The 17,213-nt window shown below is 65.2% G+C and carries 13 protein-coding genes; 8 read left to right on the top strand and 5 right to left on the bottom strand.

Annotation, left to right across the window (positions count from 1 at the left end; genetic code table 11):
- Positions 1–723: 723 nt before the first annotated feature.
- Together dnaN and dnaA are read right to left on the bottom strand one after the other, a co-directional pair.
- Positions 724–1,824, bottom strand: coding sequence for a DNA polymerase III subunit beta (gene dnaN / locus EO170_RS17535; RefSeq protein ID WP_104650390.1), 1,101 nt, complete (start codon positions 1,822–1,824; stop codon positions 724–726).
- Positions 1,825–2,100: 276 nt separating this feature from the next.
- On the bottom strand, positions 2,101–3,429 hold the full coding sequence (gene dnaA / locus EO170_RS17530) for a chromosomal replication initiator protein DnaA (RefSeq protein ID WP_024939149.1): 1,329 nt from the start codon (positions 3,427–3,429) through the stop codon (positions 2,101–2,103).
- A 242-nt stretch (positions 3,430–3,671) separates the two neighbouring features.
- Here dnaA and rpmH point away from each other — a divergent pair, with 242 nt between their 5' ends.
- The 4 genes from rpmH to mnmE all read left to right on the top strand — a co-directional run bounded on the left by rpmH (position 3,672) and on the right by mnmE (position 7,683).
- Complete coding sequence (gene rpmH, locus EO170_RS17520) at positions 3,672–3,812, top strand: 50S ribosomal protein L34 (RefSeq protein ID WP_002805908.1); 141 nt, start codon at positions 3,672–3,674, stop codon at positions 3,810–3,812.
- 38 nt (positions 3,813–3,850) lie between these two features.
- Positions 3,851–4,297, top strand: a complete 447-nt coding sequence (gene rnpA / locus EO170_RS17515) for a ribonuclease P protein component (protein WP_104650389.1) — start codon at positions 3,851–3,853, stop codon at positions 4,295–4,297.
- Positions 4,298–4,312: 15 nt separating this feature from the next.
- Positions 4,313–6,034: a membrane protein insertase YidC gene (yidC, locus tag EO170_RS17510; protein WP_126946944.1), complete on the top strand. Its 1,722-nt coding sequence runs from the start codon at positions 4,313–4,315 to the stop codon at positions 6,032–6,034.
- Positions 6,035–6,342: 308 nt separating this feature from the next.
- Positions 6,343–7,683, top strand: coding sequence for a tRNA uridine-5-carboxymethylaminomethyl(34) synthesis GTPase MnmE (gene mnmE / locus EO170_RS17505; protein WP_126946941.1), 1,341 nt, complete (start codon positions 6,343–6,345; stop codon positions 7,681–7,683).
- A 158-nt stretch (positions 7,684–7,841) separates the two neighbouring features.
- Here the strand turns inward: mnmE and EO170_RS17500 are convergent, their stop codons facing one another.
- Entirely contained in the window at positions 7,842–8,702 is an 861-nt protein-coding gene (locus tag EO170_RS17500) for a phosphatase PAP2 family protein (RefSeq protein WP_126946938.1), read from the bottom strand.
- 193 nt (positions 8,703–8,895) lie between these two features.
- Here EO170_RS17500 and EO170_RS17495 point away from each other — a divergent pair, with 193 nt between their 5' ends.
- Positions 8,896–11,196, top strand: a complete 2,301-nt coding sequence (locus tag EO170_RS17495; protein ID WP_126946935.1) for a TonB-dependent receptor — start codon at positions 8,896–8,898, stop codon at positions 11,194–11,196.
- A 248-nt stretch (positions 11,197–11,444) separates the two neighbouring features.
- A complete protein-coding gene (locus EO170_RS17490) occupies positions 11,445–12,545 on the top strand; it encodes a glycerophosphodiester phosphodiesterase (RefSeq protein ID WP_164741088.1) in 1,101 nt (366 codons plus the stop codon).
- 119 nt (positions 12,546–12,664) lie between these two features.
- On the opposite strand, the gene EO170_RS17485 is transcribed toward EO170_RS17490, so the two are convergent.
- Both EO170_RS17485 and EO170_RS17480 read right to left on the bottom strand, forming a co-directional pair.
- Positions 12,665–13,453: a rhomboid family intramembrane serine protease gene (locus EO170_RS17485; RefSeq protein WP_126946929.1), complete on the bottom strand. Its 789-nt coding sequence runs from the start codon at positions 13,451–13,453 to the stop codon at positions 12,665–12,667.
- 696 nt (positions 13,454–14,149) lie between these two features.
- Positions 14,150–15,106, bottom strand: coding sequence for a TerC family protein (locus EO170_RS17480; RefSeq protein ID WP_126946926.1), 957 nt, complete (start codon positions 15,104–15,106; stop codon positions 14,150–14,152).
- Between the two features lie 261 nt (positions 15,107–15,367).
- Between EO170_RS17480 and EO170_RS17470 the strand changes: the two genes are divergently transcribed.
- Positions 15,368–16,534 (top strand): class I SAM-dependent rRNA methyltransferase, encoded by a 1,167-nt coding sequence (locus EO170_RS17470; RefSeq protein WP_104585916.1) that lies wholly within the window; start codon positions 15,368–15,370, stop codon positions 16,532–16,534.
- A 31-nt stretch (positions 16,535–16,565) separates the two neighbouring features.
- Positions 16,566–16,883 (top strand): hypothetical protein, encoded by a 318-nt coding sequence (locus EO170_RS17465; RefSeq protein ID WP_104585914.1) that lies wholly within the window; start codon positions 16,566–16,568, stop codon positions 16,881–16,883.
- Positions 16,884–17,213 lie beyond the last annotated feature (330 nt).

The following is a 17,213-nucleotide window of genomic DNA, read 5'->3' as shown; positions in this document are numbered from 1 at the left end:
TGCCGAGCAATTGAGTACGGAGCAGGAAACCTTGGACTCAGGTGAAGTCGTTCAGGCCAACCGAGCTTCGCGTGATGTCGATTGGGGTATCGAAGAAGCGCCCCGACTAAAAGCCAATCTCACTGTCGGGTGCGACTCGCGGTATCGCCGATCCTCGAAGGGCGACGACCTGGGTCAGGTCAACTCTGGGGGATCCCACCGACAGCATGCCTGGGGACCAGCTTGCTCTGGGAGCGGCGGATGGTCCAACCCAGGCACCTAGCGTTTAAAGCAATGCGGTAACGAGACAGCTCGCTGCCTGTCGCAAGGATGTAGTGCAGCACCACACGCGATCGTCCCAACGTCCACGTCGATGACAGCGGCAGAACAGCTGCACGATCGTGGCCTGCGAATGCCTGGGTGCTTCAGCGGTCGTGGCTTCAAGGAAGCGAGCTGACGCGCGTACCACCCGATCCTCGACCGCCGGAAAAGCAGCGTGTCCATCGAGCCTCGCTTGGCCAACTGCCTGGCGATCGGCTCCGGCGACCTCTGCGACCACTCAGCACGCCATAGCAGGCGATTCGGGGCAAAGCGCCGAGGCAGCGAGACAGGCAATGCCGCTCCTGCTCAGCCGGTGATTGCCAGCGCTTAGAAAGCTTGACGCAGCAAGCGAGTCGCCCCTTCGCTGCACAAACAAAAAGCCCGGCAATCGCCGGGCTTCGCGTGTTCCACGTGGAACGCACGTCAGAGACGTAGCGGCATCACCACATGGCGCGACTTCTCGCTGCTGGCTTCCCGCACCAGTGCCGACGAATTCGCATCCCGCAACTGGATGACCACGTGCTCATCGCGCAATGCCGATAGCGCATCCAGCAAGTAGTTCACGTTGAAGCCGATGGCCAGGTCATCGACCTTGGTGTCGGCCTCGATTTCTTCCTGTGCTTCTTCCTGCTCGGGGTTATGTGCGCTGATCTTCAGCTGGCCCGGCGAGACTTCCACACGCACACCACGGTATTTCTCGTTCGACAGGATCGCCGCACGCTGCAGCGACGCACGCAGCGCTTCGCGATCGACCTTGACCTCGCGGTCGGCGCCGATGGGAATCACTGCCTCGTAATCCGGGAAGCGGCCATCGATCAGCTTGGAGGTGAAGGTCACATCGCCACGCTTGACGCGGATATGGCTACGACCCACTTCCAGTTCCACGTCGCGATCTGCCGCTTCCAGCAGGCGCAGCAGTTCCGTCACGCCCTTGCGCGGCACGATGATCTGGCGCTTGGCGCCGCCGGACTTCTCCAGTTCGGTCTCGCACAGCGCCAGGCGGTGGCCGTCGGTCGCAACGCAACGTAGCAGGCCCTCGCGCAGGTCGAACAGCAAGCCGTTGAGGTAGTAGCGCACGTCCTGCTGGGCCATGGCGAACGCGGTGCGCTCGATCAGCTCCTTCAACGCCGCTTCCGGCACTGCGACGCGCTCGGTGGCTTCGACTTCATCCACCGACGGGAAATCGTTGGCAGGCAGCGTGGCCAGCGTGAAGCGGCTACGCCCGGCCTGCACCGTGACCTTGTCGCCGGTCTGCGAAATGGTGACGCGGCTGCCGTCGGGCAGGGCGCGCAGGATGTCGAACAACTTGCGGGCCGGAATCGTGGTTTCGCCGTCCTGCGCGTCTTCCACCATCGTGCGCGAGATCATTTCAACTTCCAGGTCGGTACCGGTCAACGAGACCTGTCCGTCCTTGACCTGCACCAGCAGATTGGCCAGAACCGGCAGGGTTTGACGGCGTTCGACCACATTGACCACCTGGGCCAATGGTTTGAGGAAGGCTTCGCGCTGCAGTGTAAAACGCATGTGGTTCCGTGCCCCTATGCTTTAAAAGATATGGAATAAATCAAAAGCTTGGTGGTGATGGTAGGGCCGTTTTCAGCGGATAACCACCGTAACTCTTTGTTCCCAAAGAAATTTTAACGCCTGAAAGTCGTTGGACTAGTGCCCCTGGTCTAGCGGTAAAACCTGTGGATAGTTTTCCGCCCGACCTGCGAGGCAACGTTATCCACAGATTCTCCCGCATTTGACCCCAACGTTTCCACGCTTTTCTCCACGCGGGCCGTCAGGGCCGTCCCCGGCCTACTCGCTGAGCTTGCGAATCAGCTTTTCCCAGTCCTCGCGCAGCTTGCCGTCGGCCTCCATCAGCGTGCGGATCTGCCGGCAGGCATGCAGCACGGTGGTGTGGTCGCGGCCGGCGAAGGCGTCGCCGATCTCCGGCAGGCTGTGTTCGGTCAGTTCCTTGGCCAGCGCCATCGCCACCTGGCGCGGACGCGCCAGCGACCGGGTGCGTCGCTTGGAGAGCAGATCCTTCATCTGCAGGCCGTAGTAGTCCGCCACGGTCTTCTGGATGTTGGGGATGCCGATCGCCTGCTGCTGGGCACGCAACAGGTCGCGTAGCGTCTCCTGGGCAAATTCCACCGTGATCGAGCGGCCGGTGAAGTTGGCGCGTGCCACCAGGGTGTTGAGCGCGCCTTCCAGGTCGCGCACGTTGGAGCGCATCTTCTTGGCGATCAGGAACGCCACGTCGTCCGGAATCTCGGCGCCGCGCTCGCGCGCCTTGGCCAGCACGATCGCCGCACGGGTCTCGAAATCCGGTGGGTCGATCGCCACCGACAGGCCCCAGGCCAGGCGCGACTTCAGCCGCGGTTCCAGGCCTTCGACCTCGCGTGGGTAGCGGTCGCAGGTCAGGATGATCTGCTGGCGGCCATCGAACAGCGCGTTGAAGGTGTGGAAGAACTCCTCCTGCGTGCGGTCCTTGCCGGCAAAGAACTGGATGTCGTCGATCAGCAGCGCATCGATCTGCTGGAACTGGCGCTTGAACTGGTCCATCGCCTTGTCCTGCAGCGCCCGGATCATCGCGCTGAAGAACTGTTCCGAGCGCAGATACATCACCTTGGCGGCCGGGTTGGCCTGGCGCAGCGCATTGCCGGCGGCGAACATCAGGTGGGTCTTGCCCAGGCCGGTGCTGCCGTACAGCAGCAGCGGGTTGTGCGCGCGGTCGCCGGGCTTTTGCGCGGCCTGGATCGCGGCGGCCAGCCCGAGCTGGTTGCTGCGGCCCTCGACGAAGTTGGCGAAGGTGTAGTGCGAATCCAGATTGCCGGCGAACGGCACGATCGGCGCGGCAACCGGCGCGCTGGGCGTGGCCATCGGTGCCGGCTGCGGTTCCGGCGCGCGTGGGCGCGAGCCGACCGCCAGCGCCACTTCGCCGTTGCCGACGAAATACGCCACCAGTTCGCGGATGCGCGGCAGGTAGCGCTCGCGGACCTGGTCGACGATGAAGGCGTTGGGCGCATACAGCACGATGCTGTCGCCGCGGTCTTCGGCTTGCAGGGGTTTCAACCAGGTATGGACGTCTTCGGGCGGGAATTCGGCTTCGAGACGTTCCAGACAGCGGGGCCAAGCATCCATCAAAGTATGATCATCTGTTGCTGGCTGCGGCGCGCAGAAAAGCGCCGTGCTCGCAGCCCGGTAGTGAAAAGAGGATGGGCCAGACTAGCACCGAGGGCAGGGTTTTCCCAGACTTATTCACAGGTCCATCCACAGGGCGCCACCGCCGTCACCTCCGGTAAAGCGTGCGGGGAGTTGACCCGGACGCAGGTGGCCCTATAGAATTGCCGGTTCTATTCGTCTCCATTCATGCAGAGGGCCCCATGGCCACCAAGCGTACTTTCCAACCCAGCAACCTCAAGCGAGCACGCGACCATGGTTTCCGCGCACGTATGGCAACCGCCGACGGCCGCAAGATCCTGGCTCGCCGCCGCGCCAAGGGCCGCAAGCGCCTGAGCGCTTGATTGCCGCGCCGCTCACTGCGGCCGAGGCAGTCCCTAACGTGAACGCATCGAACCCGTGCAGGCGATTTCCTCGCTCTGCGCGGGTTCGTACGCGTGCGCAATATACGGTCGTTTTCGATACTGCACGTCGTACCTCGGACCCGTTGCTCAGCCTGCACTGGCGGACCGGCGATACGCCGCCGCGCCTGGGCATGGCGGTGTCGCGCAAGGTCGATACGCGTGCGGTGGGTCGCAACCGGATCAAACGCGTCCTGCGCGATGCCATGCGCCATCTGCTGCCCGAGCTTGCCGGCGGCGACTATGTGATTGTGGCGCGCTCGGCGGCCGCAAAAGCGACCAATCCACAGATTCGCGATGCCTTCGTGCGTCTGCTGCGCCGTGCTGGCGCATTGCCCCTGCCTGCCGCGCCCGGCACAATGCCGCCCGCCAGGACGATGCACCCATCCTCCCTTTCCCCGACAGAGCCGGAACCCAGTTCCGACTGAGCGAGTTGCTGCCCGATGAACCAGACCCGTGTTTTCCTGATTTTTGCCTGGCTGATGGTCGCGGCGCTGCTGTGGATGGAGTGGGGCAAGGACAAGGCGGCCGCCAATGCGCCGGTGGCCGCGGCGACCCAGTCGGTGCCGGCCGCGCGTGACCTGGACGCAGCTGCGACCGCGGCTAATGTGCCGGCGGCACAGGCCATCCCGCAGGCGGGCGCGCCGGGCGCCGTGCCGGCGACCAGCACCACCGCCGCGACGCCGGCCGCTGCCGGTGCTGCGCCGGTGATCACCCTGACCTCGGACGTGCTGCGCCTGAAACTGGACGGCCGCAGCGTGCTCGATGCCGAATTGCTGCAGTTTCCGCAGACCAAGGACGGCACCGCGCCGGTCAGCCTGCTGACCGAAGATGCCGCGCACCCCTACAACGCCACCAGCGGCTGGGCCAGCGAGCATTCGCCGGTTCCTGGCGTGGGCGGCTTCCGCGCCGAACAGCCGGGCACCGCGTTCGCACTGGCCAAGGGCCAGAACACCCTGGTGGTGCCGTTCGTGTGGAATGGCCCCAACGGCGTGTCGATCCGCCGCACCTTCACCTTGGAACGCGGGCGCTACGCGATCTCGATCAAGGACGAGGTGATCAACAACAGTGGCGCGCCGTGGAACGGGTACGTGTTCCGCAAGCTGAGCCGGGTGCCGACCATCCTCAGCCGCGGCATGACCAACCCGGATTCCTTCAGCTTCAACGGGGCGACCTGGTACAGCCCGCAGGAAGGCTACGAGCGTCGCGCGTTCAAGGACTACATGGACGACGGCGGCCTCAATCGCCAGATCACCGGCGGCTGGGTGGCGCTGCTGCAGCACCACTTCTTCACCGCGTGGATTCCGCAGAAGGACCAGGCCTCGCTGTATGTGCTGAACCAGGACGGCCCGCGTGACGTGGCCGAACTGCGTGGCCCGGCCTTCACTGTCGCGCCGGGTCAGACCGCCACCACCGAGGCACGCCTGTGGGTCGGCCCGAAACTGGTCAGCCTGATCGCCAAGGAAGACGTGAAGGGGCTGGACCGTGTGGTCGATTACAGCCGCTTCTCGATCATGGCCATCATCGGCCAGGGCCTGTTCTGGGTGCTGAGCCATCTGCACAGCTTCCTGCACAACTGGGGCTGGTCCATCATCGGCCTGGTGGTGCTGCTGCGCCTGGCGCTGTATCCGCTGTCTGCTGCGCAGTACAAGTCCGGTGCCAAGATGCGCCGCTTCCAGCCGCGCCTGGCGCAGCTGAAGGAACGCTACGGCGACGATCGCGTCAAGTATCAACAGGCGACGATGGAGCTGTTCAAGAAGGAAAAGATCAACCCGATGGGCGGCTGCCTGCCGCTGCTGATCCAGATGCCGATCTTCTTCGCGCTGTACTGGGTGCTGGTGGAATCGGTGGAACTGCGTCAGGCGCCGTGGCTGGGCTGGATCCAGGATCTGACCGCGCGCGATCCGTACTTCATCCTGCCGCTGCTCAACATCGCCATCATGTGGGCCACGCAGAAGCTCACCCCGACCCCGGGCATGGACCCGATGCAGGCCAAGATGATGCAGTTCATGCCGCTGGTGTTCGGCGTCATGATGGCCTTCATGCCGGCCGGCCTGGTGCTGTACTGGGTGGTCAACGGCGGCCTGGGGTTGCTGATCCAGTGGTGGATGATCCGCCAGCACGGCGAGAAGCCGAGCAAGATCATCCAGGCCAACGCCAAGTAAGCAGTTGCACAGAGCCCGCCGCAAGGCGGGCTTTCTGTATGTGCGCCCGGATGTCGTTTTTTTAGCTATGCCACGGATGCTGTCGTGATGTCATCGCTGTTGCATCGCTTGCGATGCACCTCGTTGCGCCAGCGTGTTGGCGTGGCCGGCTATCGCAAGCAGCGTGCAGACAACACTGGATCGGTGTCTTGAAGATCGATCCATCGTGCGCAAGGCTTACGGCATATCCGTGAAATGCAGCCATACCGCCGCCACGCCCGCAGGCGCATGCAAGCCACGTCTTTGACCATACGCCTTACCATCTGCCTATGTCTTCTTCGCCATCGACCATTGTTGCCATCGCCAGCGCCGCCGGAACCGGAGGCATCGGCATCGTGCGTCTGTCCGGGCCGCAGGCCGCGCAGATCGCCGCCGAGTTGGGTGTCCCGAATCTGCAACCACGGCAGGCGAGATACGCACGCTTTCGCGATGCGCGGGGCGAGGTGATCGACGATGGCATCGCCTTGTGGTTTCCGGCGCCGCACAGCTTCACCGGCGAAGCGGTGGTGGAGTTGCAGGGCCATGGCAGCCCGGTGCTGTTGCGGCAGCTGGTGAGCCGCTGCATTGCCCTGGGCGCGCGCCAGGCGCGCGCGGGCGAGTTCAGCGAACGCGCCTTTCTCAACGGCAAACTCGATCTGGCGCAGGCCGAGGCGATCGCCGATCTGATCGCCGCCGGCGATCTGCGCGCGGCACGTGCTGCGCGCAGATCGCTGGACGGTGTGTTTTCGCAACGTGTCGATGCGGTCAGCGACGGCCTCACCCGGCTGCGCATCCACGTGGAAGCAGCGATCGACTTTGCCGACGAGCCGCTGGACACGCTGGGCGGGGCGCAGGTGCGCGATGGATTGACCCAGGCTCGCAGCCTGCTCGCGCAGTTGCTGCGCGATGCCGAACGCGGGCGCAAGCTGCGCGACGGCCTGCATGCGGTGCTGATCGGCCCGCCCAACGCCGGCAAGAGTTCCTTGCTCAATGCACTGGCCGGCAGCGAGCGCGCCATCGTCACCGATGTCGCCGGCACCACCCGCGACACCTTGCAGGAAGCCATCCAGCTCGATGGCTTCGACCTGACCCTGGTCGACACCGCCGGCTTGCGCGAGGGTGGCGATGCGATCGAGCGCGAGGGCATGCGTCGCGCACGTGTCGAACTGCAGCGTGCCGATCTGGCGCTGGTGGTGCTGGATGCACGCGACCCGCAGGCCGCACGCGATGCGATCGGCGATGCCATCGATGCGGTGCCGCGTCAGCTGTGGATCCACAACAAATGCGATCTGCTGGCCGAACCCGCAGCGCTCGATCGCGACGCGATCGCAGTATCGGCAGTGACCGGGCAGGGACTGGAGCAGTTGCACGCCCGGTTGCGTGAGCTCGCGCTGGGCGATGGAATGGAAAGCGTGGAAGGTGAATTCTCCGCACGCACGCGGCATGTCGACGCACTGCGTCGTGCCGAACAGCACGCAGATGCGGCGGATCTGGAGCTGGGTTTCGAACAACTCGAACTGGCCGCCGAAGAACTGCGTCTGGCACAGGAAGCCCTCGGCGAGATCACCGGCAAGCTGAGCGCCGACGAGTTGCTGGGCAAGATCTTTTCGAGTTTTTGTATCGGCAAATAAACCACTTACTTGCCTCGACGCATGAAGAGCCGATGCAGATGCTCGCTGTCGGTGTTCTGATCTGCGGACCGTAGCGGTGACAGGCGCAAAGCGCGAGTGGCAGGGTCACTTACTGTGATATCGAAACCCAGAACCCGCGCCCGCGCCGCAGAAACAAATCACATCACCCCAGGCAGCACGGTCTGCAGTGCAGCGTTCTCTGCCGCGCAGGCTGGCGATTCCGCCAGCGCGACCGGCTGCTTCGCACGTGCCTTGGCGATCTCGCGACGTGCGGCGGTGAGATCCTTCTGGAACTCGGCATTGTCGTGCAACGCGGCGACGGTGGCGGCGCCCATGATGCGGCCCTGCAGGACATCGCTCTGCCAGTGCACGTTGCAGACCAGGCGGCTGTCGCCGAAGGCGCGGCCGCGGGCGAGCAGGGCATCGCGTTGTGCGGGGGCCAGCTCGGCCAGGATCAGGCCCCAGCTCCAGCCGATGGCAGTGTGGCCGGAGGGATAGGAGCCGTTCTTGCGCAGTGCCGCGTCGTCGTCGGGCGTGCACATCGGTTGGTCGTTGCGCATGAACGGGCGCGGGCGTTGGTAGCGCGCCTTCGCTGCGCTGGTGCTGGTGCTGGCATCGCGCATGCTGCGCTCCAGCAGGCGCAGCAGGTGCGGGGTGTGGGCCTGGTCAATCTGGATGCCGAGCGCGCAGCTGAAGTGGGTGGCGGCTGCGGGAAACCCCAGCGCGGCGTCCCGTGTGGCCAGGTCCCAGCGTGGTGTGCCGCGCAGGGCGAGCATGGACGTGGCGATGGCCTGATCATTGGCGAGCGCGGCGCTGCCGTCCTGCGGCGGCGGCGGCACCAGGCGCAGGCTGTCGGGCACGTGTGTCTTTTCCAGGTAGCCATGTGCATCGGTGGCGATCACCGAGCCCGCCGGAGCCACCTTGTCGCGCGCGCTCGCACTGCCGCATCCCCATGCCAGCACCGCGATGGCGACGCTGGTCAGCGTCCGGGAACAAGCACGGGCAATGCGATGGGACATGGACCAACCCTCGGACAACACAGATGGATGAGGGTGCAGATTACGACGCGCAGATGACATCTGCATGCAAGCGCGGCGCAGCGCTTGCGAGGGATGCGCTGCGGCTGTCGCGGCACTGTCACCTGGCCGTCGCATCGGCGCAAGACAGCTGTCGCACGCTTGCCGTCATCTTTTGACTCGTTCCCTGCCGCCCATGCCCAAGACCCATCTCTTAAGTGCCGCTGTCCTCACCGCGCTCGTGCTGTCGCCGGCCGCCCATGCCGCCGACCCCGAGGTGACTGCCGACACCGGCACGACCGTGCAGCAACTCGATGCGGTCTCGGTGATCGGCCAGGGCGAAACGCGTCAGGTGCAGCGCATCACCCAGCAGGACATCCCGGTGTTGCCGCCGGGTACCAGCATCCAGAAGCTGCTCAACCGCATGCCGGGCGTGAACGTGCAATCCAACGATGCCTTCGGTGCCAACGAGGAGTCGCAGACGATCAGCCTGCGCGGCTTCAACGGCACGCGCCTGGGCTATACGCTCGACGGCCTGCCGCTGGGCGACAACGCCTACGGCAACTACAACGGCCTCAACATCAGCCGCGCCCTGATTGCGGAAAACTTCGGCGGCGTGGAGCTGGCCTCGGGCATCGGCGCGCTGGGCACTGCATCCACCAGCAATCTGGGCGGCACCATCCAGTACTACTCGGCCGATCCGTCCAGCGTGTTCGGCGGGCAGCTGTCGCAGACGGTGGGCTCGGACGCCAATCGCCGTAGCTTCCTGCGTGTGGATACCGGCGACTACAACGGCTTTTCGGCCTATCTGTCCGGCATCAATGCCGAAGCCGACATGTGGACGCGCCCGGACTCGCCGACCACCACGCGGCAGTTCAATGCCAAGGGCGTGTACCAGTTCGACGGCGGCAAGCTGACCGCATTTGCCGATACCTCGCGCACCTCGCAGGCGGACTATGCGTATCTGTCCAAGAGCGGCATGGCGCGTGGCCTGGGCTGGGACTGGAACCTGTACGCACCGGACTGGAACCGCGCGTTGGCCGCGGCGTACTGCGCACCGGCCACGCGCAATGCGGCGCGCTGCGGTTTCAGCGGCGGCGTGGACAATGTCGACGATGCCTACTACCAGAGCCGCGCGTTGCGCGACGACGATCTGTTCTACGTGGCCGGCGACTTCCAGCCCAACGACGCGATCAGCCTGCACACCCAGGTCTATCACCACGAAAACAAGGGGCAGGGCCACTGGTGGTCGCCGGGCCAGGCATCCAATCCGGGGACGCCGCAGGCGCTGCCGATCTCGATCCGCAGCACCAACTACTGGATCAACCGCACCGGCGGCATCGCGTCGCTCGGCTGGAACCTGGGCGCGCATCACCTCGAAGCCGGGCTATGGTACGAGCGCAATCATCACGATGTGGAGCGCAATTTCTACTGGATCGACGGGCCGGTCAGCGACGACAAGTTCCTGCAGGATCCGGATCGCCGGCTGTTCTCGCAGAACTACATCATCACCACGCGGCAGTTCTACGTGCAGGGCAACTTCAAGTTCCTCGACGAGCGCCTGAGCGTGGATCTGGGCATCAAGAGCCCCAGCACCGAAATGACCGCGCGCGAGACGCCGGGGCTGGCGGTGGAAGCACCGGTGGCGACCGGCTCGATCAAGGCCAGCGAGTCGGTGCTGCCGCAGGTCGGCCTGGGTTATCGCATCGCCGACGGGCAGGAGGTGTTTGCCTCGTACGCGGAAAACATCGCCGCGTTCCAGGGCGGCGGTGCCGGTGGTCCGTTGCTGGTGACGCAGGCCTCGTTCGATGCCAGCGCCGGTGCGCTGGAGCCGGAAAAGTCGCGCACCGTGGAGGCCGGTTATCGCTTCGTGCGTGACCGCTTCGAAGCCTCGCTGGTCGGCTACGACGTCACCTTCGACAACCGCCTGCTCTCGCTCAATCCCTGCGCCAGCATCCAGCAGGGCACCACGCCGGCCTGCACCACACGCTTCTTCAACGTGGGTTCGGTGAGCAGCCGCGGTGGCGAACTGACGGTGATCTGGAAGCCGACCAGCTACCTGCAGTGGTACAACTCGGCCTCGATCAACCGTTCGACCTACGACGACAACTATGTGCAGAACGGGGTGACCATTCCGACCGCCGGCAAGACCACGGTGGATACGCCCAAGCGCATGTTCGCCAGCGAAATCGCCTTCAACTACGCCAACTGGAACATCAATCTGCGCGGCAAGTACACCGGCCAGCGCTACTACACCTACACCAATGACCAGGGCTTCGGCGGTTACACCTCGTTCGATGCGGGCGCCGGGTACGACTTCGGCCAGGCCGGCGTGCTGCAGGGGCTCAAGCTCTCGCTCAACGTGACCAACCTCACCGACAAGCGCTATGCGTCCAACCTCACCGCGTTCGCCAACAGCGATCCGACTGGCCGCCAGCTGGCGTTCCATGCCAGCGCGCCGCGGCAGGTGTTTTTGACGCTGGATGCCAAGTTCTGAGGATGGGAATCGGGAATCGGGATTCGGGAATCGTAAAAGCGGGTCTTGTTGCTGTTTAGGAATTCCCGATGCCGGATGATGCTGGGCGTCTTCGTGGTTGGCAGACGTTGTGACGCGTCGTTAGGTGGGCATCGACCGTGCTCGGCAACGCAGCGCATCAGCGATCCATGAGACGGTAACCAGCACCTGCCACGCCGGCTTGACGATCAGGGCCAGCGTTTGATGGCAACACTCAGTTGGAGAAAGGCATGATGCAGTTCCACCGTATCTGGCTGTTGGGGGCGATGATGGTCGGCATGAGCGGGCCCGCGTTGGCAGAGGCGCCGTTGGCGAAGACGGTGCAGATCTTTGCGCACCGTGGCGCCAGCGCACTGCGCCCGGAACACACCTTGGCCGCGTATGCCAAAGCGATTGCCGATGGCGCCGATTTTGTCGAGCCGGACCTGGTGTCCACCAGGGATGGCGTGCTGGTGGCGCGCCATGAGAACGAGATCGGCGGTACGACCGATGTGGCCAGTCACCCGGAGTTCGCTGCGCGCAAGACCCGCAAGACCATCGATGGTCAGGCGATGGAAGGCTGGTTCACCGAGGATTTCACCCTGGCCGAATTGAAGACGCTGCGTGCGCGCGAGCGTCTGCCGCAGTTGCGTGGCACGCGCTGGGATGGGCAGTTTCAGATCCTCACCTTCGACGAGATCATCGATTTTGTCGCAGCCGAATCGGCGGCGACCGGGCGCAGCATCGGGCTGATTCCGGAGATCAAGCACCCGAGCTATTTCAGCCGGCTGCATCTGGCGATGGAAGACAAGGTGCTGGCGAGTCTGCGTGCGCATGCCTACACGCAGACCGCGCCGGTGGTGATCCAATCGTTCGAGACCGGCAACCTGCGTTATTTGCGCGGCAAGATCGGGCGCAGCAGCAATATCCGCCTGCTGCAGTTGCTGGCCGGCGCGCAGATGGCGTTGCCCGATGCGGGCGTGGGCAGCGCGCCGCGGACCTACGGGCAGATGATCACGCCCGAGGGGTTGACGCAGGTTGCCAGCTACGCCGATGCGATCGGCCCGGACATCCGCAGCATCATTCCGCTGGATGCGCAGCACCGCCTGGGCACGCCGACCAGCCTGGTGCACGACGCGCATGCGGCAGGACTGCAGGTGCAGCCGTATACGTTCCGCCCGGAGAACTACTTCTTGGCTGCCGAAAACCGCAGCAGCGGCGCGGTGACCGAGCGTAACGACGCCGGTGCACTGGCCGAGCTCAAGACCTATCTGGACGCCGGCATCGATGCCTTCTTCGCCGACGACCCGGGCCTGGCACGGCGTGCGTTGCAGGGGCAAGCATCGCGCTAGGCAGCGCCTTTGTAGGAGCGTGCCTGCGCGCGATGGGGCGGTCCCGGTAATGCCCTGTCGCGCGCAGGCACGCTCCTACGGGAAACAGGGGCCGTTTGGGTCGTTGCTCCATGCAGGCACTAGCTGCCCGGCGGGCGCTCGCGCGGTGGGAAGTGCAGCACCACGTTGTGCGAGCCGTCTTCCTGGCGCTGCCACAGCACCGGCACCTGGCGCGGCGGTGGCGGTTCCAGCACGTCGTGCTCGCCATTGCTCACTTCCCACGCAGCATCTTCGTCTTCGTCCTCCCAGCTGTAGCGCGGCCTGGCCTGTTGCGGGTCGCGCAGGCGCAGCAGCAACGCGGCGATCAGGCCGGCCACCGCGCCGCCCAGATGCGATTGCCAGGACACGCCGGCTTCGTGCGGCAGGATGGTCAGCAACATGCCGCCATAGAACAGGAAGGCGATCATGCTGGTGGCGATCGCCGGGCGGTCGCGGCGCAGCAGGCCCAGCACGAACACCAGGAACATCAACCCGTGGGTGACGCCGCTGGCGCCCAGATGCCGGCTGCCGGGCTCGCCCAGCAACCACGCGCCCAGGCCCGAGCCCAGCCACAACAACGGCAGCGCCAGGGCGGTGGCACGCGGATACACGCTGCCGGCCAGCGTGCCCAGGATCAGTAGCGCGGCGGCGTTGGCGCCCAGATGCGCGAGCGAGCCATGCAGCAGCGGTGCGGTGAGGATGCCGAGCAGGCCGTCTGCCTGCAGCGGTGCCACCGCCCAGGCGCGCCAGTCGAACATGCTCTGGGCGGTGAACACCGCCACCAGCAGCAGCACGGCGGCCAGGCTGAAGTTGAAGGCACGCAATACCCGGGAACGATCCAGGCGGTCTTGCGCGGTGGCGTCGGCGGCGGCAACAGGAGGCGGTGTCATACCTTCACGGATGGCGTCGCGCGGATTTTTTACAAGCTATCCGCCTCGGGATAAGCAGGCCCGACGACGGGATAATCCAGCCCCGCCGCCGAACATTGGCGCCGCGGCCGCACGGCACCATGCAGGTGACCGGGGCGCGACACGAACATGCGCGGCATCACGCCCTCGCCAGTTCGGCCCGGGAACGCCCCAGCGACCTGGCGCCTGAAATCCCGGCGGCCTTGAGAGGGAATTGAACGGTGTGGATTCCTCGGTCCTAGGGCAGACGATCTGCGGCTTGGCTGCAGGGCCCTTGCCCTCCCACCATCGCGGGACACGCCGTGAATCCGTCCATGGAGGCTCTTACGCGGCATCCATGCCGCGTAAGGTCCCGCGACGGTGGGCAGGCAAGGTCCCGTCGAGTTGGTCGGTGCGCTTGGTTGTGAGCAGTGCATGCAGCGCGGCCTTTCCCGAATCCCAATTGCAGACTCCGGACTCCCAGCCTGTCAGTGCGGGGGCCGGCTTGGGTGGCCGCACCAAACTCAGCAGATGGTGACGACCAGGATCTCGGGTAGCCAGGCTCTGGCGCGGCATCCATGCCGCTCAAGGGCCCGCGACGGTGAGCGCAAGGACCTGTCGAGATGGTCGGCGCGCTTGGATGCCAGCAACACACGCGGCGCTACCGTCCCCGATTCCCGATTCCCGAATCCCAGCCCCTCAGTGCCTGGCCGGCTTGGGCGGCCGCAGCAGGCTCAGCACGATGGTGAAAGCCAGGATCATGATCACCACTGCCAGCGAGACCAGCACCGGGATCTTGTACAGATCGATGATCATCATCTTGGTGCCGATGAACACCAGGATCACTGCCAGCCCATACGGCAGCAGGTGGAAGCGGTCGGCCATGCCGGCCAGCAGGAAGAACATCGCGCGCAGGCCCAGCACCGCGAACACGTTGGAGGTCAGCACGATGAACGGGTCGGTGGTGATCGCGAAGATCGCCGGGATGCTGTCCACCGCAAAGATCACGTCGATCACCGCAATTAGGATCAGCACCACGAACAGCGGGGTGAACCAGCGCTTGCCGTCCTTGATCACGCTCAGCGCATGGCCGTGGTATTGCGGACTCAGGCGCAGATGCCCGCGCATCCAGCGCAGCACCGGGTTGGCTTCCAGATCCGGCTCCTTGCCGGCGGAGAACCACATCTTGATGCCGGTCAGCAGCAGGAACGCGCCGAACACATACAGCAGCCAATGGAACTTGGTCAGCAGCACCGAGCCGGCAAAGATCATGATCGCGCGCAGCACGATCGCGCCCAGCACGCCGATGATCAGCACGCGCTGGCGCTGTTCCTCGGGCACGCCGAAGTAGGTCATCACCATCAGGAATACGAAGATGTTGTCGACCGCCAGCGATTTCTCGACCAGGTAACCGGTCAGGAACTCCAGCCCGATGCGGTCGGCCGCCGCATCGCCCATGCTGCCCTGCAGGTACCACCACAGGCCGGCGTTGAAGGCCAGCGCCAGCAGCACCCAGCCGATGCTCCACCAGGTGGCTTCCTTGAAGGTGACCTTGTGGGCACCGCCGTGGCGCATCAGCACCAGATCGACCAACAGCGCCACGATCACCACGATCGCGAAGCCGCCCCATAACCAGACATTGCCAATGGTTTGCATAAAAGAATCCCGAAAGTGAAACGACCTGGACAGCCGGTGGGCTGAGGCCTTGTGACACGGAAATCGTGGATTCCGGGTGACGGACCTTCGCCTGCGCGGCGAAGGTCTCGCTCACAACCGGCCTGGCCGGTTGCCGTTGCACCGGAGCCTGGCGGGCAGGACTCGTCATGACGGCGACAACGCTGGGAGCTACTCCCCTTCTGCGCCCGATTCTGCGTGCCGGAGGGCAGGCACGTCAATCCAGCCGGATACAATGGGCGGATGAATACTCCAGTCCCCGTCGTCCGACTCAAGAATGCCTGGCGCTCCAGCCACCCGTGGATCTTCCAGAAGCTGGTGGAAAAGCCCGCCGCCAAGCCCAAACCCGGCACCATCGTCGATGTGGTCGGCGTGGACGGGGAGTGGGTCGGCCGCGGCTTCTACAACGGCCACTCGCGCATCGCCGTGCGCATCCTGGAAACCGACCAGGCGGTGCCGGTGGATGCGGGCTGGTTCTCGCGCAAGATCGCCGCGGCAGTGAGCCTGCGCCGCGACTGGCTCAAGCTCGACGCGGTGTCCGATGCCTGGCGCGTGGTGCACAGCGAAGGCGACGGCCTGTCCGGCCTGGTGGTGGACCGCTACGGTGACCTGGTGGTGGTGGAGTTCTTCGCCGCCGGCATGTTCCGCCACCGCGAGTGGATCTACGAGGCGCTGCGCGCGCAGTTCCCGGGCTGCCGCTTCCACAGCTTTGCCGACGAACACGTGCAGAAGCAGGAAAGCTTCGATTTCCACGGCAATACCACCACCGAAGCATCGGTGATCACCGAGTACGGCATCAGGTTCCGCGCCGACCCGGCCGGTGCGCACAAGACCGGCTTCTTCGCGGACCAGCGCGAGAACCGCCAGTGGCTGAGCGAGCAGGTCGAGGGCAAGAGCGTGCTGGACCTGTGCTGCAACACCGGCGGCTTTGCGGTGTATGCGGCCGCGCGCGGTGCGTCTGAGGTGCTGGGCGTGGACATCGACGAGGACGTGATCGCCATCGCCAAGGGCAACGCCAAGCTCAACAACGTGCGGCCCAAGTTCGTGCAGGCCGACATCTTCCCGTGGCTGCGCGATGCGTCCAACCGCGGCGAGCAGTTCGATGTGGTGATCCTGGACCCGGCCAAGATGACCCGCGACCGCGAGCAGGTGATCCCGGCGCTGAAGAAGTACCTGGACATGAACAAGCTGGCGCTGGGCGTGGTCAAGCCCGGCGGCCTGTTCGCCACCTTCTCGTGCACCGGGCTGGTGGCCGAGCAGGAGTTTCTGGACATGCTGCGGCGCGCCTCGTATTTCTCCGGGCGCACCATCCAGATCCTGAAGGTGGCCGGTGCCGGTCCGGACCATCCGTTCATGGCGCACGTGCAGGAATCGCGCTACCTGAAGGCTGTTTTCTGCCGCGTGATCTAGCGCGGCGACCAATCCGTGGAGCGGCCAGTCGATGACACCGGACGATGAGGAACGCAAGGCGCTGACCCGGTTGCTGCGCGAGATCGAGCGGCCCCATGCCAGCCTGCTGGCCAGCAACTGGCCAGTGTTCGGCGTGTGGCTGCTGTTTTCCGGGGCCTTCATGTATCTGTTCCAGACCGGCAGCGGCTCGCCGTTGCATCCGTTGACGCTGGCGCTGGGCTCGACCTGCCTGGGCGTGTTCGGTGCCTGGATCGTGTTGCGCTCGGTGTGGGCGCGACAGTGGCTGCACCTGCGCGAGCACGTCGATGTCGAGAGCGTGCGCGCGCGCCTGGCCGAACTGGGCGACTGAACACGACGCGCAACACCACTGCGCGCCGATCGGCGCGTGCGATGGATTGCGTGCAGGCCAGATCAAATCGTTTGCGTGCTGCGTGCTGCGTGCTGCGTGCTGCGCACGCCCGATCGCTTCTGCCAGCCGCTCGAAAGACCGCCTGACGCAGGCCATCTTCGGCCTGCGCGTATCGGGCCCATCCGCCGATGACCTGCGGCTGGTTGCAGCGGCAACCGATCACCAACCCACCGGCCCTGCGGTGATGTCCGGCACCGCCTGGCGCAGATCGGCCCCGAAACCGGACTTTGTCATGGTCCCCGGATCGACATCGCCACAGTACGCCCGGCC

Origin of the sequence: Xanthomonas sp. BRIP62409 (genome assembly GCF_003992965.1) — a bacterium.
GTDB lineage: Bacteria > Pseudomonadota > Gammaproteobacteria > Xanthomonadales > Xanthomonadaceae > Xanthomonas > Xanthomonas euroxanthea.
This window is presented reverse-complemented; position numbering and strand designations above follow the sequence as displayed.